Source organism: Salicola sp. Rm-C-2C1-2 (assembly GCF_040196175.1).
In the GTDB taxonomy this organism is placed as follows: Bacteria; Pseudomonadota; Gammaproteobacteria; order Pseudomonadales; family Oleiphilaceae; genus Halospina.
On record NZ_JBEFNF010000001.1, the window covers coordinates 1 to 21,401 of the forward strand.

General features: G+C 60.3%; 20 protein-coding genes and 1 pseudogene. 4 read left to right on the forward strand and 17 right to left on the reverse strand.

Going from position 1 to position 21,401, the window contains the following annotated elements; all coding sequences use genetic code 11:
• Positions 1 to 383 precede the first annotated feature (383 nt).
• The 8 genes from AAF659_RS00005 to AAF659_RS00040 all read right to left on the reverse strand — a co-directional run bounded on the left by AAF659_RS00005 (position 384) and on the right by AAF659_RS00040 (position 6,239).
• Positions 384 to 692, reverse strand: a complete 309-nt coding sequence (locus AAF659_RS00005; protein ID WP_349749636.1) for an addiction module antidote protein — start codon at positions 690 to 692, stop codon at positions 384 to 386.
• 12 nt (positions 693 to 704) lie between these two features.
• Positions 705 to 1,001: a type II toxin-antitoxin system RelE/ParE family toxin gene (locus AAF659_RS00010; RefSeq protein WP_349749637.1), complete on the reverse strand. Its 297-nt coding sequence runs from the start codon at positions 999 to 1,001 to the stop codon at positions 705 to 707.
• Between the two features lie 264 nt (positions 1,002 to 1,265).
• Positions 1,266 to 1,547: a BrnA antitoxin family protein gene (locus AAF659_RS00015; RefSeq protein WP_502949176.1), complete on the reverse strand. Its 282-nt coding sequence runs from the start codon at positions 1,545 to 1,547 to the stop codon at positions 1,266 to 1,268.
• Complete coding sequence (locus tag AAF659_RS00020) at positions 1,468 to 1,761, reverse strand: BrnT family toxin (RefSeq protein WP_349749639.1); 294 nt, start codon at positions 1,759 to 1,761, stop codon at positions 1,468 to 1,470. Before AAF659_RS00020 ends, AAF659_RS00015 begins: the two co-directional genes overlap by 80 nt.
• A 543-nt stretch (positions 1,762 to 2,304) precedes the next feature.
• Positions 2,305 to 2,592: a hypothetical protein gene (locus tag AAF659_RS00025; RefSeq protein ID WP_349749640.1), complete on the reverse strand. Its 288-nt coding sequence runs from the start codon at positions 2,590 to 2,592 to the stop codon at positions 2,305 to 2,307.
• 251 nt (positions 2,593 to 2,843) lie between these two features.
• Positions 2,844 to 3,836 (reverse strand): site-specific integrase, encoded by a 993-nt coding sequence (locus AAF659_RS00030; RefSeq protein WP_349749641.1) that lies wholly within the window; start codon positions 3,834 to 3,836, stop codon positions 2,844 to 2,846.
• A gap of 147 nt (positions 3,837 to 3,983) precedes the next feature.
• Positions 3,984 to 5,378 carry a CHAD domain-containing protein gene (locus AAF659_RS00035; protein WP_349749642.1) on the reverse strand — a complete coding sequence of 465 codons (1,395 nt, stop codon included), beginning with the start codon at positions 5,376 to 5,378 and terminating at the stop codon, positions 3,984 to 3,986.
• Positions 5,379 to 5,438: 60 nt separating this feature from the next.
• Positions 5,439 to 6,239, reverse strand: coding sequence for a polyphosphate kinase 2 family protein (locus AAF659_RS00040; protein ID WP_349749643.1), 801 nt, complete (start codon positions 6,237 to 6,239; stop codon positions 5,439 to 5,441).
• 190 nt (positions 6,240 to 6,429) lie between these two features.
• Between AAF659_RS00040 and AAF659_RS00045 the strand changes: the two genes are divergently transcribed.
• A complete protein-coding gene (locus AAF659_RS00045) occupies positions 6,430 to 6,660 on the forward strand; it encodes a CopG family transcriptional regulator (protein WP_349749644.1) in 231 nt (76 codons plus the stop codon).
• Positions 6,660 to 7,052, forward strand: a complete 393-nt coding sequence (locus AAF659_RS00050) for a type II toxin-antitoxin system VapC family toxin (protein WP_349749645.1) — start codon at positions 6,660 to 6,662, stop codon at positions 7,050 to 7,052. The genes AAF659_RS00045 and AAF659_RS00050 overlap by 1 nt, the downstream gene beginning before the upstream one ends.
• Positions 7,053 to 7,071: 19 nt before the next feature.
• Here the strand turns inward: AAF659_RS00050 and AAF659_RS00055 are convergent, their stop codons facing one another.
• The 9 genes and pseudogenes from AAF659_RS00055 to AAF659_RS00090 form a co-directional block, all read right to left on the reverse strand.
• On the reverse strand, positions 7,072 to 7,254 hold the full coding sequence (locus AAF659_RS00055) for a nucleotidyltransferase domain-containing protein (protein ID WP_349749646.1): 183 nt from the start codon (positions 7,252 to 7,254) through the stop codon (positions 7,072 to 7,074).
• Between the two features lie 99 nt (positions 7,255 to 7,353).
• Entirely contained in the window at positions 7,354 to 8,502 is a 1,149-nt protein-coding gene (locus AAF659_RS00060; RefSeq protein WP_349749647.1) for a Wadjet anti-phage system protein JetD domain-containing protein, read from the reverse strand.
• A gap of 30 nt (positions 8,503 to 8,532) precedes the next feature.
• Complete coding sequence (locus AAF659_RS00065; RefSeq protein ID WP_349749648.1) at positions 8,533 to 11,736, reverse strand: ATP-binding protein; 3,204 nt, start codon at positions 11,734 to 11,736, stop codon at positions 8,533 to 8,535.
• The gene (locus tag AAF659_RS00070; protein WP_349749649.1) at positions 11,736 to 12,086 is read right to left on the reverse strand and encodes a DUF4194 domain-containing protein; all 351 of its coding nucleotides are present in this window, start codon (positions 12,084 to 12,086) and stop codon (positions 11,736 to 11,738) included. The genes AAF659_RS00065 and AAF659_RS00070 overlap by 1 nt, the downstream gene beginning before the upstream one ends.
• Before the next feature lie 88 nt (positions 12,087 to 12,174).
• Positions 12,175 to 12,318: pseudogene (locus tag AAF659_RS15020) on the reverse strand (DUF4194 domain-containing protein); the annotation flags it as partial.
• A gap of 59 nt (positions 12,319 to 12,377) precedes the next feature.
• Positions 12,378 to 13,823: a DUF3375 domain-containing protein gene (locus AAF659_RS00075; RefSeq protein ID WP_349749650.1), complete on the reverse strand. Its 1,446-nt coding sequence runs from the start codon at positions 13,821 to 13,823 to the stop codon at positions 12,378 to 12,380.
• A gap of 28 nt (positions 13,824 to 13,851) precedes the next feature.
• Positions 13,852 to 14,796 (reverse strand): Wzz/FepE/Etk N-terminal domain-containing protein, encoded by a 945-nt coding sequence (locus tag AAF659_RS00080; RefSeq protein WP_349749651.1) that lies wholly within the window; start codon positions 14,794 to 14,796, stop codon positions 13,852 to 13,854.
• Between the two features lie 28 nt (positions 14,797 to 14,824).
• A complete protein-coding gene (locus AAF659_RS00085) occupies positions 14,825 to 17,446 on the reverse strand; it encodes an SLBB domain-containing protein (protein WP_349749652.1) in 2,622 nt (873 codons plus the stop codon).
• Between the two features lie 44 nt (positions 17,447 to 17,490).
• Complete coding sequence (locus AAF659_RS00090) at positions 17,491 to 18,966, reverse strand: capsule assembly Wzi family protein (protein WP_349749653.1); 1,476 nt, start codon at positions 18,964 to 18,966, stop codon at positions 17,491 to 17,493.
• Between the two features lie 167 nt (positions 18,967 to 19,133).
• Between AAF659_RS00090 and waaA the strand changes: the two genes are divergently transcribed.
• Both waaA and AAF659_RS00100 read left to right on the forward strand, forming a co-directional pair.
• Complete coding sequence (waaA, locus tag AAF659_RS00095) at positions 19,134 to 20,396, forward strand: lipid IV(A) 3-deoxy-D-manno-octulosonic acid transferase (RefSeq protein ID WP_349749654.1); 1,263 nt, start codon at positions 19,134 to 19,136, stop codon at positions 20,394 to 20,396.
• A gap of 133 nt (positions 20,397 to 20,529) precedes the next feature.
• On the forward strand, positions 20,530 to 21,399 hold the full coding sequence (locus AAF659_RS00100) for a Wzz/FepE/Etk N-terminal domain-containing protein (protein ID WP_349750727.1): 870 nt from the start codon (positions 20,530 to 20,532) through the stop codon (positions 21,397 to 21,399).
• Positions 21,400 to 21,401: the final 2 nt, after the last annotated feature.

Genomic DNA, 21,401 nt, shown 5'->3' on the forward strand with positions numbered 1-21,401 from the left:
CAGGTGCCCCAGCCAGAACGCCTGGGTGTCGGTCAGTCGGTGCGTCATGATTACCTCCGTTGAAACCACGGAGGCAGTCTGGCGAATCCGGCTCAGGCCGTTAAGATGGAGTTCGTGGACCGCTTACGGATTGTTCCTCGGGCTGGGTATCATGAAGCGTTTTGCCGTGAGGTGCTCGGGATGGGTCAAGTTGATGCAGTGACGGCTTGGCGAGCGCGTCAGCATGGGCCGTGTATTCATCAAGGCCAGCAAGCAGCTGTTTGTCGTCCGGACGCCCTGTTTTATTCAAGTTCATCGCGCTTTACTGGCCAAGGTGGCATTGATCTTCAGGAAAAGACACCACAAAGCAGCCATGGCACGGGTGCGTTGTACGCGGTGAGCGTTTAGGCCACATCTGCCTTGAGTCGTACCCCCAGTGCTTTCAGAACCCGGTTAATCGTGTCAAATCGGGGTTTGGCACCGGGGGCCAAGGCTTTGTAAAGACTCTCGCGCCCAAGTCCAGCCGCGCTTGCGACCTCACTCATCCCCTTGGCGCGGGCGACATTCTTGAGCGCTTCAAGCAGCTCATCCATATCACCATCGGCGAGAACCTCGGACAGGTAGCACGCGATTACCTCATCGTTGTCCAGGTACTGCGCAACATCGAAAGCGGTGATGCCGTATTTTTCATAAGCTTGTTGGTTAATAGTCATGGCGGTTCTCTCCTATGCCCCAAGATCGGCGGCCATGCGCTTGGCCTTCTCAATGTCTTTGTCCTGGCTGGCCTTGTCGCCACCGAGCAGCAGAAGATAGATCGACTCTCCCTGCTGGGTGAAATACACCCGGTAACCGGGTCCGGTCGGGATGCGCATCTCCCAAACACCGTCTTTTAGGTCCTTGCAGTCACCAAAGTTGCCCTTGCCCGCACGATCAATCCGGCGAACGATGCTGGCTTTCCCCATCGGGTCTTTCACCTTCCTCAGCCAATCCTTGAATGCTCGGGTTTGTTCGATGGTGTTCATATGTTAAGCGTATCTAATTGGATACGATGCCGCAAGAAGCTTGCGCTTTTTCCCTACCGTTTCACGCGGATCTGTGAAGAGCCAAGAAAAAGGGCAAGGTCACCGATTCGTTCTACGTCGGCGGCGATCAGGTGAAGGTTGGGTATGTCTTTCGGAACGGCTTCGAGTGCCGCGCTTTACCGGGAAAAGCGGCTTTAGGCAAAAGCGGAGGCCGTCTTTTGGCCGTAGCTTATGCCTGTCCGGCAGCAGCCATTCATTAACATTTTATTGCCACTCAATCTTGAGGTCTTTATGGGACTGTGCGCAGTCGCGCAAATAAAGATTAATGAGGCTCTGATACGGAAGATCTTTTTCCTCGGCCAAGTTTTTAAAATACGCGATGGTGTCCTCATCCAGTCGGATCGTAACCTGCTTCTTGAGCTTTTTGGCGTAAGGATTCTTAACGGACTCTGAGAAATCGTAATGATCACGCATATCTATACCCTTCATAAGTCTTTCGTTCTCGCTTGTTCGCCTTTCGCGCAGAAATGATTCGAATAATCTCACCGTCTCTAACGCAGTGACATACCACCAGCAAACGAGAATGGATGCTCGTTCCGAGGAGTATGAATCTATCCTCCTCATCAGAATGATCTGGGTCTGCTATTAAGCGGCCAAACTCGTCTGTAAAGGTGGTTTTGGCCTCGTAGAATGAGACGTCATGCTTGTTGCGGTTAGCGGCGTCATTGTCAGGATCCCAGTCAAAGGAAAAGTGTTTCATTAATTACATTATAATTATAATGCATCTACTGTCAAGGTGCCGAGTTAAATACCGCCAACAGTAGTTAAATCGAGTCTGCCGTTCCTCTCTGTGTCAGCCTTGCTGTCCAAGCTACACGATCAATCCAGGAACAATGCTGGCTTTCACATCGGGTCTTTGACCTGGGCGCTCTTGCAGTCAACTCTTTGTTGGTGTTGTATGCGGTCCTCGCAACGCTTGGACCAGATGGCGTAGCCGGTCAGAGCCGCGGCGCCGATGATCCCCAGGAGGATCCCCGAGGTCACACGTCAGAGCGGCCATGACCGGCTCTATCGTCACGCTCACATGATGGTTTCTCGAGCTGAGTATCATTAAGCGTTCCGCCGTCAGATGCTAGAGATGGGTCAAGTTCATGCGCTAACGGCTCAGCGAGCGCGTCAGCATGAGCGGTGTATCCATCAAGGCCAACAAGCAGCTGTCGTTCATCAAGAGGCGATGTATTATTTATAAGACACTAACCCAATGCTGGTTCCGGCATAGTTTCCACGCCTCAGCGCCATCCCATTACTCCGATAGATTGTCTGGGCTTCCAAGTTCGTTGCCGGCAGGCCCGCCAACAACGCCCTGGAGCCCGCGTTTTTTGACCCAGGCAATCGCGATGGCATCCATGTCCTCGGCGGGAATCTCAACGCTGAGACTGTCAATCATGCGCTCAGCCATTGTCTCCTTGGCAACCGAAAACTCGGTAGGCTGATTGATTTCCAGAAACACGCTTTCCGGCTCCGATCCGAGGTAGACTTGGTGGTAAAGGTGATAGCGCTCACCGGCTGCGATTGATGCCTTCGTGCTCATGGTGTCCTCTTTCAGTTTTAATGAGCTTGGTGATTGCGATCTGCTCTTTATCGGTGCTTTTCGCGGTCTTCGCAACGCTTGGACCAGATGGCGTAGCCGGTCAGAACCGCAGCACCGATGATCCCCAGGATAACGGCGGCCAGAACACCGGTTTCATGACTCATTATTCGCCTCTCCGTATTGGTCTGAAAACCTGCGGTATTGGCGCCAACGGCTGCCCGTGATCCAAGTTTGGTCGATCGCACCAAATGCTACAGATCCAGCGCTCCCGCGTGGTTGTCAAAGGCATCCGCTTCCCGAATGTAGCGCTCGAACGACTTTTGATCTCGATGGCCAGAGACCTTTTTGATGTCGTGATGGCGCTTGCCCTGGCGGTGGGCTTCAGTGATGAACCCCGCCCGGAAGCTATGGGGTGAGTAGCCCTGCTGTGATAAGCCGCTTTGGTCCAGGGCGTCTTTGAGGATCCGGTAGAAGCTGTTGTCGCTGAGTGCGCCTGCACCCTGGCGGCCTTTGGGGGATACCGAACGAAAGATCGCCCCTCGGGGTATGCCGCTCATCTCGATGTAGCGCCGCAGCTGGTAAACCGGGCACAGTTCCGGCGTATTGGGAAGGGCGATGATGGGTTTGGTCTCCGTACGCCCGCTGCGGTTGGTTTTGCTGTCGCGGATGTAGAGTTCCATTCCCTGATCGACAAAGATAACGTCGTCAATGCGCAGCCGGACCAGCTCACCGCGGCGGAACGCGCCGAAAAACGCCAGGCAGAACATGGTGTAGTTGCGGTAGTCGCGAACGTCCTCAAGGGTGATGGCACTGAGCAGTTGCCTCAGATGCTCAGGTGTCAGTGCCGGCGCGCTGTTCGCACGTGTATCCTGGGTTCGGGCCATGCCTTTAAGGACCCGTCTGACGTAGGTGCCTTTAACCGGGGAGGCAAGCCCGTGCATCTGGTGCCAGAGGTGGAGGCTGTTGGCGTAGCGCTTAACGGTGCTGTATTTCTTACCAGAACTCTGAATCTGATCGGACAGGAAGTTGGCGATTTCGGTCTCATCAGCGGGCAGCTGACCGCCCCAGCGGCTGAACACCTTGAGATCCGCTTTGACCGCGCGCGTGCTGTTCATCGACAGGCTGTCGATGATCAGCCGCCGCGATGTGGCATTAAGCTGCGGGGCGTTAGCGACAACCCGGGATGGATCCTCCTGGGTGTCAAACTGGACTGGACGCGCAAGCGGCTGCAGTGATTGGCTCATGCTTATCTTCCTTACACGGGAACTGTATATATAACCAGTTTTGCGTATGTGTGCAAGGTCTCAGCTGGAAGCCAACGATCGCCTGTCTCGCAGAAAAAGGCGCTCGTACTAGCGCTTGGTTAAGTTGATGGCTGGAAGGCGTCCGCGTCAGCCGCCATCCATGCCTCGTGAAGTCACGGGTACCGCCAACGGCTCAAGCGTTAGGATCTTGTTCCGTGTCTGCTGCTGGTCAATGCGCAGCTGATCAATCAACTGGCTCAGCGCATGGTGTTGGCTGTCGCTCAGGTTCTGGCTGGCGACCTCATCCAGTAATGTCATCTGGACGTGTAAGTCCTGGAAGTGGCCGAAACGTTTTTGTCGCTCCTTGAGGCCGCTGATGTTGCCGGCCAGATGGTCGGAGTCCAGGTCGATCAGGTAACGTACGCGTTTCAGTGACTTGCGAACCTGATGGAAATCCGTATCCGTGGACGTCGGGGTAAGCGCGTTGAACAGTCTGTCATGACGCGCAATCTGTTCGTCGAGGGTGTAGCGGATTCGCTTGCGCTTGATTCGGTTTGCAAGCTTGGCAACTGTGTCCCCTTGAACCAGTTTGCTCCAGCGTTGCATGTCTTTGGCGTACTGGTCGCTGTCCAGAACCTGGCAGAGCCGGAGGTGTTCGTCGGCCTGTTTTCGTTGGAACCAGGTTTGCAGATCCAGTGCGTCTATGGCCTCTCGCCGCTCCGGCACCTCGCGCCAGTTGGACAGAGTCTCCAGGAATACATCCAGATCCCGGAGATGGCTGGTTTCGCGGCCCTGACGCTTCAGTCCCTTAAGGCCCTTTTTTAGCGTGCTGTCCTTGAGGATCCGTTCCATTGACTCGCCAATGGCGCGGCTGCGTCGGATATTAACCCGGAACTGATGCAGAAATTCAGGGTCATACCCCCGGCGCACACCCGGCTCCAGTGCCTCAATCAGCCTGGCCTGGTGTTGCAGGCTTGCTGGGATCCGTTTTTTGATCTTTTTGCCGCCCATCCCCGGGGCTTTCGGTGCATTGCGGCGGAAGAGCTTGTAGTCAAGGTGTTCCGGTAGTAGTACGTCGCTGCACTCGCCGGTCTGGCGCCCAACCTGACGCCATGAGCGACCGGGCAGGGTGATCTGAACCGCCCCGCCCGTGGGGAGAGCCTGTAGTGGTATGTTGAGAAGCCGGTTGGCAAGGTTAAGCAGCGCCGGGTTGTGGCCGATGATCACAAGTGGCGACTGCGGGGTCTGGGATTGGAGCCATGAGAGAAGCCTGCCCCGGTCGAAGGTATAGAGCTCGTTATGAACCTGCACCTGTACTGTATCGCCGTCGGGCAATGCACCAACAATGGCTCTGGCGGTCTGCTGAGCGCGCTTCGCCGGGCTTATGAATAACGAGCCTTCGAACGCACCAGCGTCTCGCAGCGCGGGGCTGAGGGCACTGGCCTGGCGCCGGCCACGCTTTTTGAGCGGTCGCTCGTCGTCGGGTCGGCTTTCATCTTTCCAGCTCGATTTGCCGTGGCGCACAAGAAACAGAGTTTTCATGATTAAACTCCTGCGGGTGTTGGCGAACAGGGCCAGATCGAAGCTGGCGTTTCAATGGGCTCAGCTGTCGTCCAGCAGTTGCCGGTAGCGCGTGAGCACCGTCTCATCCCCTGCCGGGTACTCCGGTGCCAGGGTCCGCAGCGTGTCCGCTAGAAGACCGGCGACTATGGCGCGGGCTTCAGGTTTGTTGTCGGCGGGGATGATGTGCCACGGCGCCTCCGGTATATGAGTGGCAGCGATGGCCTCTTCCGCGTAGCCCATCAGTTCGTCCCGGCGTTGCCAGCCTTCGATGTCCGAGGGGTCGAACTTCCAGCGTTTGTGGGGTTTCTCGAGGCGCTTGCGCAGGCGTTTTTCGTGCTCCTGCTCAGAGGTGTGAAGCCAAAACTTGAGTATGCAGGTGCCTTCCCGCGTCAGGTGCTGTTCAAACTGGCGCAGTGAGGTGTAGCGCCCCTCCAGCTCCCCCGGCCCAGAGTGCCACACCGGCCAGGCCCTTTCGGCAATGACGGCTTCATGGTGGCTGCGGTTGAACGCCGAGACCTCCCCGAACGCCGGAAGGAAAGGCGTGACGCGCCAGAGGAAGTCGTGCCTTGTTTCGCTGCCGGTGGGCCGCGAGAAAGACCAGGCGTGGAAGCCGGCCGGGTCCATGTAGGTGGCCAGCGTTCGGATCAGGCTGTCCTTGCCGCTGGCGTCCGGGCCGTGGACCACCACTAGCAGAGCTTTTTCCTGGTTGGCCCAGAGGCGGCGCTGGTATTCGCCGATGGCCTTCAGGCTGGTATCAAGACCCGGCAGGGCCTCGGGGTGCTTCGCGCGGCATGAGTAGTGGCTCAGGTGGGGGTGTTTGGGGTTGAACTGCCAGTCCATGGGGCCTCGATCAGGTGGCGGAATTGGTCTGTTCAGCGTAGCCCATTTCCCGGGCCGACCTGTAGGAGCGCGCTTGCTCGCGGTGGTTTGGATATCGCTTGCGGGGCGAACTCTACAGAGGGTGGAGGCTGCGTTGCTTTTACTAAAACCAGGGCATATAATTCCAAATATATGTAAAAGAGGGGTGATTATGGGCCAGGTGACGATCTATCTGGATGACGAGACTGAAAAAAAGATGATCGAAAATGCCAGGGGCATGAAGCTTTCTAAAAGCAAATGGATTGCCGGTGTGATCCAGGAGAAGCTGGTGGATCAATGGCCTGATACAGTGCGGGAGCTTCCGGGAAGCTGGGGTGACTTCCCCTCACTGGAAGAGCTGCGAGCTGGAGAGAGCACTGATGCAGAGCGGGAAGCACTTTAATGTGGGTGCTGGATACCAACACGCTGATTTACTTTTTCAAGGGTGAGGGCCGGGTTGCGGAGCGGATGCTGGCGCGGGCGCCCCAGGATATTGGCATCCCCGCTATTGTCCTCTATGAACTGCAGGTTGGTATCGCCAAATCGGCATCGCTGGAAAAGCGTTCGAAGCAGCTCGCGGAACTTACCTCAGCGGTGCAGGTCCTGCCTTTTCACCAACGCGAGGCAAAGGCAGCTGCAGAAATCCGCGCCACCCTGGAGAACGAAGGCCAACCCATCGGCCCCTGTGACACCCTGATTGCCGGCACGGCGCTGGCTCATGGCTCCATTTTGGTCAGCCGTAATACCCGTGAATTTGAACGGATCGACCAGTTGCGTTTGGAGGATTGGTTCTAAGACAGATTAATTGAATCTGCTACTCCCGCAGGGATTCCAGCTTCTGGTCGCTGCTTAAAGGTTGAACTGACAGAACCCCGACATCCAGATCGCTCCCGGGTCTTTGCTGACCACTGGCGACGGAACCGAACACAACAATCAGCCGCACTCCCTCAAAGGGCTGCAGTGCCTGGATGATCTGATGTTCAGTCGTATGGTCCATAAATGCATCATGGCACGCGGATGAAACAGCACCAATCACGTGCCCGGTAGAAGAGAGTCCCGCTCGCAATCCTTGGGGTATCGTTTGTGGAGCGAGTTGCTACAGGAGGTGAGGAAACCGCTTGGGCACGGCGCTGAGGGGGATGCGTTCCTGTTCCAGGCGGGGCTGATCGCCATAGTCGCCGTTGAGCAGGGCGTGGTAGAGAGCCTGTTCCGCCTCGGTGAGGTTGGGGAGTTGGTGGTGGGTCGGTTTGGGCTCCGTGCCCATGAGCGACTGGTAAGTATTGAGGGTGGCGGCGTCCATCAGCAGTGAGCGGGTGTGTGGCAGGACGCTGCGCAGCTGGTTGAGGATGGCGAGGCCGTGGGTATCAATGTCGCCCCAGTAGTAGACGGGCTTTTCCTGGAGCCAGCCGGCCTCGGCAAGAAGTCTGTCCACGCCATAGCCCTGGCCGAAGATGACGATGGCGTCCGCCACTGGCGGGAAGGCGAGGGCGGTGATGTCGTTTTCCACGATCAGCACTGTCTCGATAGCCAGATTCAGGCCGTTGAATTCATGGACGGGGATCTGGAGATCACTGAGTCCGTGCAGGGTGTGGGCGGCGTCCAGAATGCGGAAACGGACTGTGGCGGGTTTGCTGGCAAAGCCGTAGCGGCGCTCGAACTGGTTGGCGCCGGGATCGATCGCGGCTTCGGGCAGCATGCGGTCAAGTAGCTGCGTGAGCAGTTTTCGGTGGCCCTCAACGAATTTGGTATCCACGCCGGGCAGATCCAGCTGGCGCAGGTAGATGCCCGGGCGCGGATTGTCTCTCAGCCAGTGCATGACAGCGCGCAGGCGCGGCCACTGGTCGTGGTGTTCAAGTACGGCCAGCGGATACGCCAGGGCCCAGTCGTGGAGTTCTGGGAAATCCGTGATCAGCGCATGGAAGCAGGCGCTGAAGCGCTCGGCCTGGCGCCGGTGGCGTATAAAGCCCAGTGCCTGTTCGGGCGTTTCGAACACGACCGCGCTGGGAATCTCGTTACGCCCGAGCTGGCGGTGGTTGCGGCTTTCCCACTCCAGCGAGAAATCCCCGCAGCGGGCTTGCTGTTGCCATTGGCGCGCCCATTCGCGGGCTTGCGGGAACTGCTCCAGAAGTTGCTTTGGGTCGGGTTTTTTCAGTGGCAGGCGCAGGGGGAAGTGCGCTTGCGGTTGCTGCCAGGCGCGCAGCAGTTCCCCCTTTTTGCCAGCGCTTGCGCAGGGTGGAGGCGACATCTTCCGGGGTGCTCCAGGGGCCGGAGGTGCTCATGCAGGGTGCTCGCGCTTGTGCTTCTCCGCCCGGTACTCCTCAATGGTGAGGTTGCGCAGCAGCGACTCACGCCCTTGCGGGTTGTACACAAAGCCCACCTGGGCCACGTAGGGTTCGATGATGTGGATCTTCTGCAACGGGGTGATGATCAGAAGCTGCAGGTTCAGCCGCTGGAACAGCTCCAGGCCGAAGCGGGCGGATTCGTCCGAGCCGCGCCCGAAGGCCTCGTCGATCATCACGAAGCGAAAGCTGCGTGAGTGCACCGCGCCCCATTCGAGCCCGAACTGGTAGGCCAGGCTTGCCGCCAGCACCGTGTAGGCCAGTTTCTCTTTCTGGCCGCCGGATTTGCCGCCGGAGTCGGTGTAGTGTTCGTACTCGGTGCCGGTGACGCTGCCCTCGGTACAGGCTTTGAGACTCTGCTGGAATTCGCGGATGTCCGGGTCCGGGTTGGTTTCAGCCTCCAGGCGGATGTAGCGCCCGGGGTTGTACTCGATGTCCGCCAGTGAGCGGTTGATCTGTTCGATGCGTTCGCGGATCAGTGCCTGCTCCTGATAGAGCTTGCCCTGGAAGCCGGCGATCTCCTGGATGGTGTTTTCGTTGAGCAGGGTCTTGAACTTGTGCTCAAAGCGCGGGAGATCGTCCTCTTTGAGGCTGGTGAGCAGGGCACGGTATTCGCCGGCAGCGTCGATACTCGCATCCATTTCCTGGGTGTCCAGTGGCCAGCGGCTGGCGAACTCATTCATCGCCCGCAGGATTTTCTCTTCCAGGTTTCGGATGCGTTTGGCTTCGTTGTCGAGTTTGCGCTGCAGCCACTCGCGCATCTCCTGCTCGCGGTTGGCGCAGGACTCGACGGTGAGCTGGTGCTCGCCCAGGGCCTGTTCGCGTAGACTATCCAGCTCCTCGAACCAGGGCTGATCCTGACCCTGTTGCTCGAGCAGTGTGTTCAACTCCTCGAGTTCGTTCCGGGCGTTCTGCTGTTTCTCCCGGGTGACGGCAAGCTGGCCGGAGAGCCGTTCCTTTTCGTTTTCGCTTTCCTCGATGCGTGTTTCCAGGGCATCGAGTTGCTCGTTCAGTGTCTGCAGCTGGTCGCTGGCCTTTTCAAGCTCGGTCTTTTCCCGCTCCAGCTCGGCAATGGCCCGCGCCGGCGTGTGCCAGTTGATCTCGCTGTAGTCCTGGATGGCCTGAAGTTTGACCAGGGTATCGCGCTGGTCGTTCAATTCCTCTTTCTGACGTTTGATCTCCGCCAGTTCGGCCCCCAGTTGCTGGATATCGCGTTCAAGGTCCGCCTGCTGGTTTTCCAGGGTGGCGATCTTGTCCTGGTTGCTCCAGCCGAGCATGAAGCGGCTGCGGTCGTTGAGCCGGTGGCGGTCGTCCTTTTCGTGGCGCTGCTCGTTGGTCTTGATCTGGCCGGCGCGGGTAATGGCGCGCGGCTCGCGGCGGAGCTGGGCGAGATCGTCGCAGCAGGCGTAGTCGAAGCGTTTGGCCAGTTCTTGCTCAAGCCAGGGGTGGAACTCGGAGTCGGGCTTGATGTCGAGCTTGGCCACCAGTGACCGGGCGTGGAGCTGTGACGGGGCGGTCACTCGGGGGTGACTGACGCGGAAATACACCAGCCGGCCCTTGAGGTGGGTCTGCTCGACCCATTCGGCAACGGCGCTGTAGCGCGCCTCCGGCACCAGCAGCGAGAGCGCGAAGTTGTGCAGTACGCGTTCGGCGGCGCCTTCCCAGTCGCTTTCATCCTCGCGCACGCGAATCAGTTCGCCGGCAAAGGGAAGGGCGTCCTCGTTCAGTGACAGGTCCTGGCACAGGCGCTCGCGGATGCGGATCTGGGCACTGGCGATGTTGGAGCGGCGCTGGCGCAGGGAATCGAGCTCGTCGCTCAGGCTCTGGTGCTCGCTGCGCCTCTGGCGAAGGGTGACCTCGGCTTCGGTGTTGCGGTTGGTCAGTGTCTGGTCGCGCTCCTGCAGCTCGCTGCGCTGGGTCTCAAGCTGTGTGAGGTTGTCGCCGAAGGTCTCCAGATCCGGGTGCTGGGTCAGGCCCAGCTGGCCGGCCAGGGTGGCGTAGTGTTCGGCTTTGCTCTGGCGCTGGTTGCGTTCGTCCTGGCGCCGGGCGATGTCGGTCTTGAGTTGTTCAATGCGGTCACCGCCGCGCTCGCCGATGGCCTGGCGCAGCCGGTCGCGTTCGCCGCGCTGCTCGGTCAGGGTGCTTTGCTGCTGCTCAAGCCGGCGTTGCTGGCGTTGGTGCTCTTCCGCGAGATTGTCCAGGCGTTTGTGCAGCAGTTGGCTCTTGTGGTGGGCGAAGTAGCTTTTCAGAGCGTCGCGGCACTGTTCCCAGTGCTGGTGCTGTTGCTGCAGGCTCTGATGCTCGTCGCAGTCGCCGACCAGCGGCTCCAGCGCCTCCATCTGGGCGCGGGCTTTGAGCACCGCCTCGTGGGCGCGGTTGAGGTCATCGAAGTGCTCGATCAGATCGTCGATGCGTGGGCCCACGTCGAAGGCCTCGAGCATGTGCTCGCGCACAAAGCCAGTGAGATTGCCGACTGATTTCATGGACACCGTCTGGTGGAACAGCTCCAGGGCCTGGTCATTGTCGATGCCGAACAGGCGGCGGAAAGCGGCCTCGTATTTGGCGAAGCTGTCGTGGATCTGGATATGGGGATTGTCGCGCAGGCGCTTGCGCAGGGTGTTGATGTCGGCGTTGAAGTTGGCGAAGTCGGTTTCGATGGCCAGATCCTGCTCGGCCACGATATGGATGCGCTCGGGCTGGCCCTGCTGGTCTTTGTGCCAGAACAGCTGGGCGAGGGTGACGGTCTGGTCAAATCCGGCGTTGTAGAAGCTGGCCAGGATCACCGAATAGCTGTTGTGATCACGCAGGGCTACGGGCCTGGCATTGGGGCCGGTGTCGCTGCGTTCGGATTTGTAGTAGCCGAGCACGTAGGAGCGCAGTGAGCGCTCCTTGCTTTCGGCGCCGGCGGCCTTGTTGTAGGCCGCACGCTGGGGCCGGACAAGTAGTGTGGTCATGGCATCCACCAGGGTGGACTTGCCGGAGCCGATGTCACCGGTCAAAAGCGCGTTGCGCCCGTCCAGGTTCAGTCGCCAGACGTGGTGGTTGAAGGTGCCCCAGTTGAGCACTTCCAGGCGCTGCAGGCGGAAACCGGCGAGCTGATCGTCACTGGCAAAATCGAGAAGCTGCTCCTGCATTGCCATCACTCGGTCCCGTCGTCGGTATGGGTGGCATCGCTGTCATCCGCGCTGATGTGCTCGCGGTAGGCCTGGAGTTTCTGGTCGAATTCGTTGAGCCACTGGGCATCCACGTAGGCCTTGATGATGCGTCGGACCTCGATCTTGTCCTTCTGGCCTTTCAGGCGGCGGATGAAGCCGAGTTTTTCGACGTTGTTGAGGTGGGTGTCGATGCGGTCGACCAGTTTTGCCTCGTTGGATGTCTCCGGCAGGAAGGTGCGCATCATGTTGACGATGTCCTCCCGGTCCAGAATCAGACGCGGGTCGCCGCCCTCGGTGTCGGACTCGGCGAGCTTGCGCCGCAGCAGCGCGATCAACAGGCTGACCGGGTACGACAGGGGCCGCCTTGGGCATCAGCTGGGGTATGTCGGCGTCGTGGTCTTCAGAGGTGTCCGAGGTCAGCCAGGCGTAGCCCTCGCTTTCGTCCACCCGCAGCGCCAGACCCATCACGGCCACATAGTCGCGGATACGCGGCTGCAGGTGGAGAAGCTGCTGCCACAGCCGCGGGTCGTCCTGCTCGAAGATCACGCCTTTGAGCAGTTTCACCACAATGGGCGACAGCGGGTTGGCCTCTCCGGATTCAGTGGCGTTGGTGGGCTCTTCCAAGATCAGCTCCGGGCTCGGGTGAACAGGACCAGCGGGGCTCGGGCATGGCGCCGGGTGCCGTCATCGTCCTGCCATTCTATGGTCTGGGGTTGTGTTTCATCAAAACTGGCTCGCGGGTCATCCCCGGCCAGTGAGAGGTAGCTCACCAGTTCCGCCAGACCGACCTGTAATGGATGGTTGCTTATGACATCCGCTAGGGTGACCTGTGAGCTGTGGCGCAGCTCGCGGGCAATGGCGGACTGAAGTCGGGCCTTATCCACCACGACCTGGTTGAACAGTGCCTGCGGGTCGACATCGGTTTCATCGCCGGTGGCCACGCTGGTCTCCAGCACCGGGCGCAGCGGCGGCGAGAACAGCGGCCGTTCCATAGGCAGATTGATGTCCGCCTTGGGGGATTCCAGCGTCATCCAGGTGCCATCCAGCGGGTCCCCGCGCAGGGCGATGGCGTGGGTTTCCGCGGATTGGATGAGCTGCATGATGCGCTTGTTCTCAAGAAAAGCCTGATCATCGAGAAACCGCCGCAATTGCGCCGAAAGCCGGGCCACGGTGCGCTGGGTCTGCTCTCCCGCCTCAAGCCAGTCGTAGTGGACGCGCTTGATGCGCGGGTCCGGGGCCATCTGCTGGACGGCCTCCAGTGACAGAACCTGCTCCAGGCCCTCCGTGAGCTGCTGCTGGCGGGTCGGCGACATCAGAAAATCCCAGAAGGCACGGAAGGTGCGGCCCTGGTCGGAGTCGGCGATGGCGTCGCGCTCGCCGAAGATCTCGTCGAGCAGCTCGCCCTTGCGGCCTTCCCAGGTGGTGATCTGTTCCCGGGCCTGGCGGTCGAGCTGGCGGAAGTTCTGCTCCACCTCGCGGAAGTCGGACAGCAGCTCGCGGGCGGTGGTGCTCAGCTGCTGGAAGCGCTCGCGCACGGCCGTTTCTTCCATGATCTCGATGTCACCGCTTTCCACTCGTGCGATCTCGTCCTCGATTTCGGCCTTGCGCCGCTGTAGATCGTTCAGCCGTGTCTGTTTGTCCGTCTCCACCCCTTCGAGCATCTGCTGGAGCAGATCGAACACCGTTTTCAGGCGCGACTCGGTGCCCACGAACTGGCGCTCGATGAGACTGTTGAGCCACTGGATGACCTTTTCGGCAGCCGGCGTGAGATCAAAGTGCGCTTCGTCCGAGTTGGCCGGATAGAACTTGCGCAGCCAGCCCTTGTCGTTGTCCGCCCAGTCGTTGAGGTAGTGCGCGGCCGTCTGCGGGAAGGCGTCCTCGCCCTCGGTCTCGCGCAGGTTGAACAGCCGGTCCTCCAGGCGGGCCTGCAGGTGGGATTCGCTCAGGCTGCGCTCGTTGGGCTGGATGAACACCTCATCGAGAAAGCTGATGGTCAGCGGGGCATGCTGGGCCTGCAGCAGTTTCCAGGCCGGGTGATGGCGGCGCAGCTGGGCAGCGGTGTGGTAATCCAATATCGAGCCCTGAATGTTGGGTGCCGGCTTAGGCCGGAGCAGGAGCCTCTCTGAGGTTTCTGATGAAAGAGCGCACGAACACCGCGAACACGCTCAGCATGCCACCAAGCATGGTGGCCAGGATGCAGATGAGCGCGCGCTGCGGGCCGCTTTTCTCCTGTGGGACGACGGCCGGGTCGATGGTCTGGAATACGTATTCGTTCTGGGCGTTGGCGAGCATGACGGTGCGGGTTTCGCTTTCAATGAGCTGGTAGAAGACCTGCTGCATGCCGGTGATGCTGGTCTCGTCCACCTGGTTTCGCAGGTAGTTGATACGGCTCTGCGCTTCTTCAACGTCTTTCTGGCGCATGTGCTCGTTGATATCGGCGATCAGCTGATCTACCCACTGCTGGGCGGCAACGGGCGAGAGGCTCTGGATACTGACGGTGATCATGCCGGTGTCGCTTGAGTCGGAGACCGAGAGCATCCCGCTGAAGCGTTTGACCAGATCCCAGTCCGTCGGCTCCAGGCTTTCGCCTTCTTCATCCTGTTGCCACTCGCCGGTTTCCGGGTTGTAGACCTCGCGGTTGATGATCCATTCGCGGGTCTCGGTGTTCCAGCCCTCGGTGGCCATCAGGGGCACGGCAAGCTCATGGCGGCGGATGAAATCACTGAGAAAGGCCCGCGACTGCAGGATCTGCTTGGCGATGACGGTTTTGGAGCCGCCACCCTCGCCGATGTTGACGCCGGCCATGCTGGCAAGACTGCCGAGCTGGCCGCTGATCTTAGGGCCCTGTTCCTCCGTCGCGGGCGCGACCATGGCCTCGGCGCGATACATATTGGGCTGCATCAGGGCGTAGACCACACCACCAACGGCGAAAACCAGGGTGATGCTGATGATCAGCCATTTGCCGTGCCACAGGGTGAGAAAGAGATCGCGCAGGTCGATCTCGTCGTCATCCCCAGCGGCGTTATAGGTCGGTTGTTCGCTCATGCCGTGTTCCCGTTTGCGTTGCTGAACATCAGAGGCCATCAATGGCGGCGGCGCCGAGTGACATCTGGTAGATGATCTGGCTTACGTCCGTCCACAGCTGCAGCTGGCTGAGCTGGTCCACATCCAGCGGCATCACAACGGTGTCACCCGGGCTGAGCTGGGTGCGGTTTGAGGCGAACCAGTTGCTGCGGTTGGGCAGTGACACGGAGCCATTCGCCCGGATGATGTAGACGCGGTCTTCATCGGCCTGGCTGTTGGGGCCGCCACTGCGCTCGATGTAGTCGTTCAGGGTCAGGCCCTGGTCATGCAGGTGACTGGTCGGGAACTGGACCTCGCCCAGAACTGAGACTGATTGCGGTTGCTCGGGTACGGTGAGTGAGTCGCCGTCCTGCAGGCGGATGCTTTGGTAGTCCGGGTCACGCAGCGCGCGTTTCAGGTCGATGACCATGCGCCCAACTGCCCGTGCCTCACTGATGCGATCCAGCAGCTCGCGGGTCTGCTGTTGGCCCTGTTTCTGGTTGGTGAAATCCTCTCCCTGGATCTGCTGGCCGAGCAGCCGGCCCTGGAGTTTTTCCTCGGCTTCTCGGAGGCGTTTGCGCTCGCGCTCTTTCAACGACTCCCGTGTGAAAACAGCCCCTTCAGGGAACGCGTATTGGGTGAGTCCGCCTGCGCGCTCGACGACCTCTTCCAGACTCTCTCCCTTTCTCAGGCTGTAGGTGCCGGGGAAGCGGATCTCGCCTCCGAGCGTGACGGTGCGGTTTTCATTGAACGCGGGAATGGACTTGATCTGGACCCGATCCCGGCTCTGCAGGTGGAAATCGTCGATTGTGCGGTCATTGGCCAGGGGTGTCACATCGAGGGTGCGGATCACGCGACTGCCATCGCCCTGATCGTCGCGCTTCAGGCGTGAGACTTCAGCTTCTTCCAGAGAGGCGCCGTCTTTGAGGCCACCGGCGAGCTTCAGCAGGTTGCTGAGCGAGCGCTCCTGAGTAATCGGGTAGCTGCCCGGGTAGCGGACTTCGCCGCTGATGGCGGCAACTGGCGCCGGCTGGTTCGGGGTCGATTCCTTGCGCAGGCGCTGGATAACGTTGCCCATCATCTGTTCGCGTCGCCACTGCTTCAGCTCGTTCCAGCGTTTTGCTTGTTCATCGGAGAGTTCGTTGTTGCTGGCGAGCTGGTCCATGCGCTGCACCAGAGTCCGGTCCTCACCGTTGGTTTCCGCTTCCTCATAAGCTGCTGCTGGCAGATCCGCCTTGGCGAGATCGGCGAAGAACAGAATCCGGTCTTTTTCCTGCAGTTCCGGGTCTGCATCTGACCCTGGGTTTTCAACGACCGCTCGCGGATTGATGAAGTGGGCGGCAATGAGGTCGGTTTCAGGGTCCCTGCGGATGAGCAGGGCAGCGGTATGATCGGCGGCCTCGTCCAGGTCGGTTCCCAGGTTGGCGATCAATGAGCTCAGGCGCATGCCCGGCATCCAGGCGAAGCGTCCGGAGCGAGTCACGGCGCCCTTCAGTTCCACATACTGGCCGGTGACATCGGCGATTGAGGGGATGCGGATATGATCGCCAGCCTGAACGGGGGCGTTCATCCCTTTCGGCTGTGAGGCGTCCACCTCGCCGAGCATCCGCAGGAAGTCATCATTGATGCGTTCGATTCGGACCCGCTTGGGGTAGGCCTGCTCGGTCATGCCGCCGGCCAGCGCAATGACTGACTCCAGCGTGGTTTCACCGCGCAGCTCGTAGCGGGCCGGACGCCGGACCTCACCGCCGACGCTGACGCGCTTGCCGACCGGCGGAATGAAGATCACATCGCCGGCCTGCAGGCGCGCGTCATCGCTGCTGTCGCCTTCCAGAAGAAGGTCGTAGAGATCAAAGGTGCCGATGACCTCGCCGTCGCGTTTGTGCTGAATGCGCCGCAGTGAGCCGGTTTTTTGGATGCCGCCGGAGACGAACAGCGCGTTGGTGAGCGTCGACAGCGAGCTCACGGTGTAGGCGCCCGGATTGCGTGCCTCGCCCAGCACGAATACGCGCATGCTGCGCAGCTCACCCAGGCGCACGCTGGATTCAACCCCAATGAAACGGTCGGTGACCATTTTCTGGATCTCGTTGCGCAGTTCGTTGAAGCTCAGGCCGGCCACGCTGAACGGGCCGATCTCCGGGATAGCAATGGTGCCGTCGCGGCCCACGGTGAGGTTGTACTGGCCGGTTTTCTTGCCATAAAGCTGCAGTTGGATGGTGTCACCGGTGCCGATGATGTAGCCAGTGGGCACGGGCACTTCTGTGACCGGCGCGAAGGTGGAGGGCTCGCCCTTGAACAGGTCATACCCGAATGCGTTCAGGGCATCGCTTTTGTCGGCTTTGCGGGCCTTTTCGTTGGCTTTGTCGTTCTCGCTTTCAGCGTCGCCGTTTCCGTTCTTACTCTTCGTGGGCTGCACTACCGGCGCGTCCGGTTTTTCCAGGGAACTGTCGCCGCCGCTGTTTCGCTGGCGCAGCTGGTCAATATCCACGCCATATTGCTGGGCCAGCTGTTCCTGTTGCGACTGGGGCAGGGACATGAAGCGGTCGACCTGTGACTGGGACAGGTTCTGTGCGCTACCGGTGAGAGGTAACAGCAGCAAGAGCAGGGCAGTAATAAGCCGGTTTGTAGGCATGGTGTTTCGTTCTTTCCTGTCGTGAGTACGGATTCTGGCTGTCATCAGAAGCGGTAGCGCCATTGGGCGGCAATACGCCATTGGTCGATCTTGCCGCTGAGGGTTTCAATCTTGGCATCGGAGTAGCTGGCTTCGCCGCTCAACCAGCCGCCGGCGACCTGAGTGCCAAGGTTGAGGGCCAAGTGTGTGACTGACTGGTCACGTCGGGGCACGAAGTAGCGCACGTCGTTCGAGCCGGGCTTTACGGTGGTTTCGCCATCGGTGTTGAGCTCAACGTGCGACAGCCGCGCACCCAGGTTGGTGCCGCTTGTGAGAAAGTGCCATCCGCCCAGGGTCAGCATGCGGGCATCGCCCCCCTGGCTGGCGGCCATGGTGCGTCCGTAGTAGTGCTGCCCAGTGTTGTAACGGCTGTGGCTGTAGGTGATGTTGGGTATGGCGTCTCCATTGAAATCATCCGCAATGGTGTTGCTGTATTCAACGAACCATTGCTGTTCAGCCGAAAACCAGTGGGTGGCGGCATCCGCGCCGAACAACCAGGATTTGCGAGCGGGGAAGGCGCCGGCTTCGTCCTCGCCCATCATCTGGGTGTAAACGCCCAGTGTGGTGGCGCCGACGTCCATGCCGTAGCGGATGTCGACCGCCCCCAGCTGGTCGCCGGGGTCGTTTTCTTCGAGCTGGCCGTTATCCCGGCCGATCAGTGCGTTCCAGTAGGTCGAGCTGCTTTCGGGGTAGCCCTTGCCGCCGAGCATGATCAGGCGTGAAAAACCAATATCCAGGCCCTGAAGCGGGCGCAGGGTCAGGCGCACGCCAAGAACCTTGGGGTCCGGAACCGTGCGTTCGCCTTCGAGCTCGCCCAGAAAGGCGGTGGCATCCCAGGGACCAATCCAGCTCAGCCAGTTGGATTGCGGGGCGGTGGCGTTGCGGCGGTTGATCCAGACCGAGGGAATGGGGCGCGCGTTATTGGACAGAATCAGACTTGATTGCCACCCGGGGCCCCACCAGCGTTCAATACTGCCGACGCCGAAAACCCAGTTGCCGGCAGAAAACGCTAGGTAGGAGCCATCCGCCCGGACTTCGTCGTCGTCATCCGGTGACTGGGTGAACGACGGTGACAGGCCCAGCGCCCAGTGGTTGCCGATCCATTCCAGCGTGAGTCCCGCTTGCCCACTGTCCTGGGGGCCTGCGTTGAAACCCTGGATGAGGGCACCCTCACTGGCGCTGGCCAGCGAGGCCTCGGCCCGGAAGCCGCGCTCGGCCTGGCGTTTACGCTCGAATTTGAGGTAGTTCAGCGTGGTGTCCGGCGTGGCGGCTGAGGCCCGGGTGTTCTGGTAGCCCTGCTCGAGGTTGCCCCACATCAGTGGCCATGTGGAGGTGGTGCGGTTCATAGCGCCCCTGTCCGCCAGCTTCTGGGCGGAGTAGCGGGCGCGGATGTCGCCGGGGTCAAGCCAGGGCGCGGCCATGGCCGGGAGGCCGGCTCCGAGTATGGCGGCGCCGACAAGGGCCCTGAACACAGGAGTCATTTTTTGAGCGTGATCCATACTGCTGTTGATTCCCTGGAGAGCTCTCTCGAGGGAATGAATCTACCATAGATGCAGATCGTCTCCAACGCGTTGCTGATGGTCTTATAATGAAGACAGACTGGCTCTGTGTAAGAATGCGCCTACATTCGGAGGGAGTAACGCCTGCCATGGGACGTTGGCTGTATTCATTGTGTCTGTATCTGGCATTGCCCGGTGTTCTGGCGTTTCTGGGGTACCGGAGCCTGCGCGAGCCGGGGTATCGCTCCAACCTGCGCCAGCGCTTTGGGCACGTGAGGCCGGATGGCGCGCAGCCCATCTGGGTGCATGCGGTCTCGGTGGGCGAGGTGCTGGCGGCGGCGCCGATGGTGCGGCGACTCATGGCCCGGTTCCCGGAGCACCCAATTGTGATGACGACCATGACCCCGACGGGCGCGGACCGGGTGCGGGATGTGTTTGGTGATGAGGTGGCGCACCGCTATGTGCCCTATGACCTGCCGCACATGGTCAACCGGTTTCTGACGCGGGTGCAGCCGGTGGCTCTGGTCATCATGGAAACGGAGGTCTGGCCCAACATGGTGCATGCCTGCGCCCAGCGCCGGATTCCGGTGATTCTGGCCAATGCCCGTCTTTCGGAAAAATCCGCTGGCGGTTACGCACGGTTGATGCCGCTGGGTCTGCCGCCGTTCCATAAACTGGACTGGATTGCGGCCCAGGCAAAGGCGGATGCCGAACGGTTCGTGGCCGTTGGGGCGGAACCGGCGAAGGTCACCGTCACCGGGTCGATCAAATACGATGTGAGCATTGGCGACCAGGCACGGGCGGCGGCGGCAGGGCTGCGTGAGCTGGTTGGGGAAGAGCGTCCGGTCTGGATTGCGGCCAGTACTCATGAAGGCGAGGAGGGGCCGGTTCTGGAGGCGCATTCGCGGTTGCTTGAGCGCCACCCGGAGGCGCTTCTGATCCTGGTGCCGCGCCATCCTGAGCGCTTTGGCACCGTGGCACGGCTTATTGGTGACAGGGGACTGACCATGGCGCGCCGTGCGGCTGGGGATGATCCCGCAGAAGCCCAGGTTTATCTGGCGGATACTATGGGCGAGCTGCTGATGCTGTTCGGATGCGCCCGTGCGGCCTTTATGGGCGGATCGTTCATTGCGCGTGGCGGGCATAACCCGCTGGAGGCGGCGGCGTGGTCGCTGCCGGTGCTTTCCGGACCGCACGTATTCAATTTTGCCAGCGTCTACAAGCAGCTCAGCACCGAGGGTGGTGTGGCGTTTGTTCATGACGGCGATGAGCTGGCGCGGCAACTGATCCATTTCTTTGACGAGCCGCGCCTGTGCACGGCAGCGGGTGAACGGGCCCGCGCCGTTATGGATGCCAACCAGGGGGCTCTGGATCGGCTCTATGAGGGGGTGTGCTGGCATATCCGCGGGTAAACGCACTTAATGCAAAAATCTTGGCCTCTATCTATAATGCAAACGCTCTTTCATTATTTTGCAAACTTAACGTGGTAGAGGCGACTTCATTTCTGATCAATATTCCAATCACCCTTCTGATGACGAAATCGACCTGGTGGATCTTGCCCGGGCGTTGATACGGCGCCGCTGGGTGATCATCGGTACCTTTCTGGTCTTTACGTTGGGAGCCGCGTTCTATGCGTTCTCTCAGGAGCGGGTCTATGCATTCACCACCAGTATTGAGCTGGGTGAGTTCGGGCCGCAGGAGTATGTGGCCAGCGCTTCAGGTACCCAAAACACCATTGAGGAACGTATTCTGCTGAGTGTGAAGCGGGCTTACCTGAAGGAGCAGGACCTGGAGCGGATGCCGTTTGATGTCTCGGTGGCCACCTCCGAGGAGAGCAGTTTTGTGAACCTGGTGACCCAGGCGCCGCTGGATCAGCAGGCGACGGTCGCGGCATTCCATGAGCGCATCTATAAGCGGCTGCGGGATGAGCACCAGTCGCGCCTGACCATTCTTGAGAACGAGAGTGATGCCAAGCTGAAGAACCTGCGTGCGTCACTCAAGGCCGAGAAGCGTCGGATGGAGGCACTCGAGGGGATGGCGGTGACCCCCAACCAAAAGGCTGGTAACGGTGAGACCCGGACGCAGACGCAGGCTGGTGAGGAAGTGCGCGCGACACTGACCAGCTCGGATGCGGCCCTGACGCTGCTGCTGAGCCAGCTGCAGCTGAATGAGCGGATTTCCGAGCGCGAGCAGCGCATGAATGAGATCCAGAGACAACTGCGCGAGGAAAAGACCCGCCGCTCGTGGATCAAGCCTACCCGAGCGGAGGACCTTGCCATTGCCTCCCTGAGCCCGGTGGGCACCAGCCGTTCCCTGATTCTGGTTCTGGGGGCGCTGCTGGGGGGTATGCTGGGCGTATTCATGGCGTTTTTCGCTGAATTCGCCGCCCGGGTGCGGGAGGTGGAAACCGGATAGGG

Excerpts from the sequence above, each read along its gene's own strand:
- AAF659_RS00005 (WP_349749636.1), bottom strand. The coding sequence starts at position 692 with ATGACTATTAACCAACAAGCTTATGAAAAATACGGCATCACCGCTTTC.
- AAF659_RS00010 (WP_349749637.1), bottom strand. The coding sequence starts at position 1,001 with ATGAACACCATCGAACAAACCCGAGCATTCAAGGATTGGCTGAGGAAG.
- AAF659_RS00020 (WP_349749639.1), bottom strand. The coding sequence starts at position 1,761 with ATGAAACACTTTTCCTTTGACTGGGATCCTGACAATGACGCCGCTAAC.
- AAF659_RS00025 (WP_349749640.1), bottom strand. The coding sequence starts at position 2,592 with ATGAGCACGAAGGCATCAATCGCAGCCGGTGAGCGCTATCACCTTTAC.
- AAF659_RS00030 (WP_349749641.1), bottom strand. The coding sequence starts at position 3,836 with ATGAGCCAATCACTGCAGCCGCTTGCGCGTCCAGTCCAGTTTGACACC.
- AAF659_RS00035 (WP_349749642.1), bottom strand. The coding sequence starts at position 5,378 with ATGAAAACTCTGTTTCTTGTGCGCCACGGCAAATCGAGCTGGAAAGAT.
- AAF659_RS00040 (WP_349749643.1), bottom strand. The coding sequence starts at position 6,239 with ATGGACTGGCAGTTCAACCCCAAACACCCCCACCTGAGCCACTACTCA.
- AAF659_RS00045 (WP_349749644.1), top strand. The coding sequence starts at position 6,430 with ATGGGCCAGGTGACGATCTATCTGGATGACGAGACTGAAAAAAAGATG.
- AAF659_RS00050 (WP_349749645.1), top strand. The coding sequence starts at position 6,660 with ATGTGGGTGCTGGATACCAACACGCTGATTTACTTTTTCAAGGGTGAG.
- AAF659_RS00055 (WP_349749646.1), bottom strand. The coding sequence starts at position 7,254 with ATGGACCATACGACTGAACATCAGATCATCCAGGCACTGCAGCCCTTT.
- AAF659_RS00060 (WP_349749647.1), bottom strand. The coding sequence starts at position 8,502 with ATGTCGCCTCCACCCTGCGCAAGCGCTGGCAAAAAGGGGGAACTGCTG.
- AAF659_RS00065 (WP_349749648.1), bottom strand. The coding sequence starts at position 11,736 with ATGGCAATGCAGGAGCAGCTTCTCGATTTTGCCAGTGACGATCAGCTC.
- AAF659_RS00080 (WP_349749651.1), bottom strand. The coding sequence starts at position 14,796 with ATGAGCGAACAACCGACCTATAACGCCGCTGGGGATGACGACGAGATC.
- AAF659_RS00085 (WP_349749652.1), bottom strand. The coding sequence starts at position 17,446 with ATGCCTACAAACCGGCTTATTACTGCCCTGCTCTTGCTGCTGTTACCT.
- AAF659_RS00090 (WP_349749653.1), bottom strand. The coding sequence starts at position 18,966 with ATGACTCCTGTGTTCAGGGCCCTTGTCGGCGCCGCCATACTCGGAGCC.
- waaA (WP_349749654.1), top strand. The coding sequence starts at position 19,134 with ATGGGACGTTGGCTGTATTCATTGTGTCTGTATCTGGCATTGCCCGGT.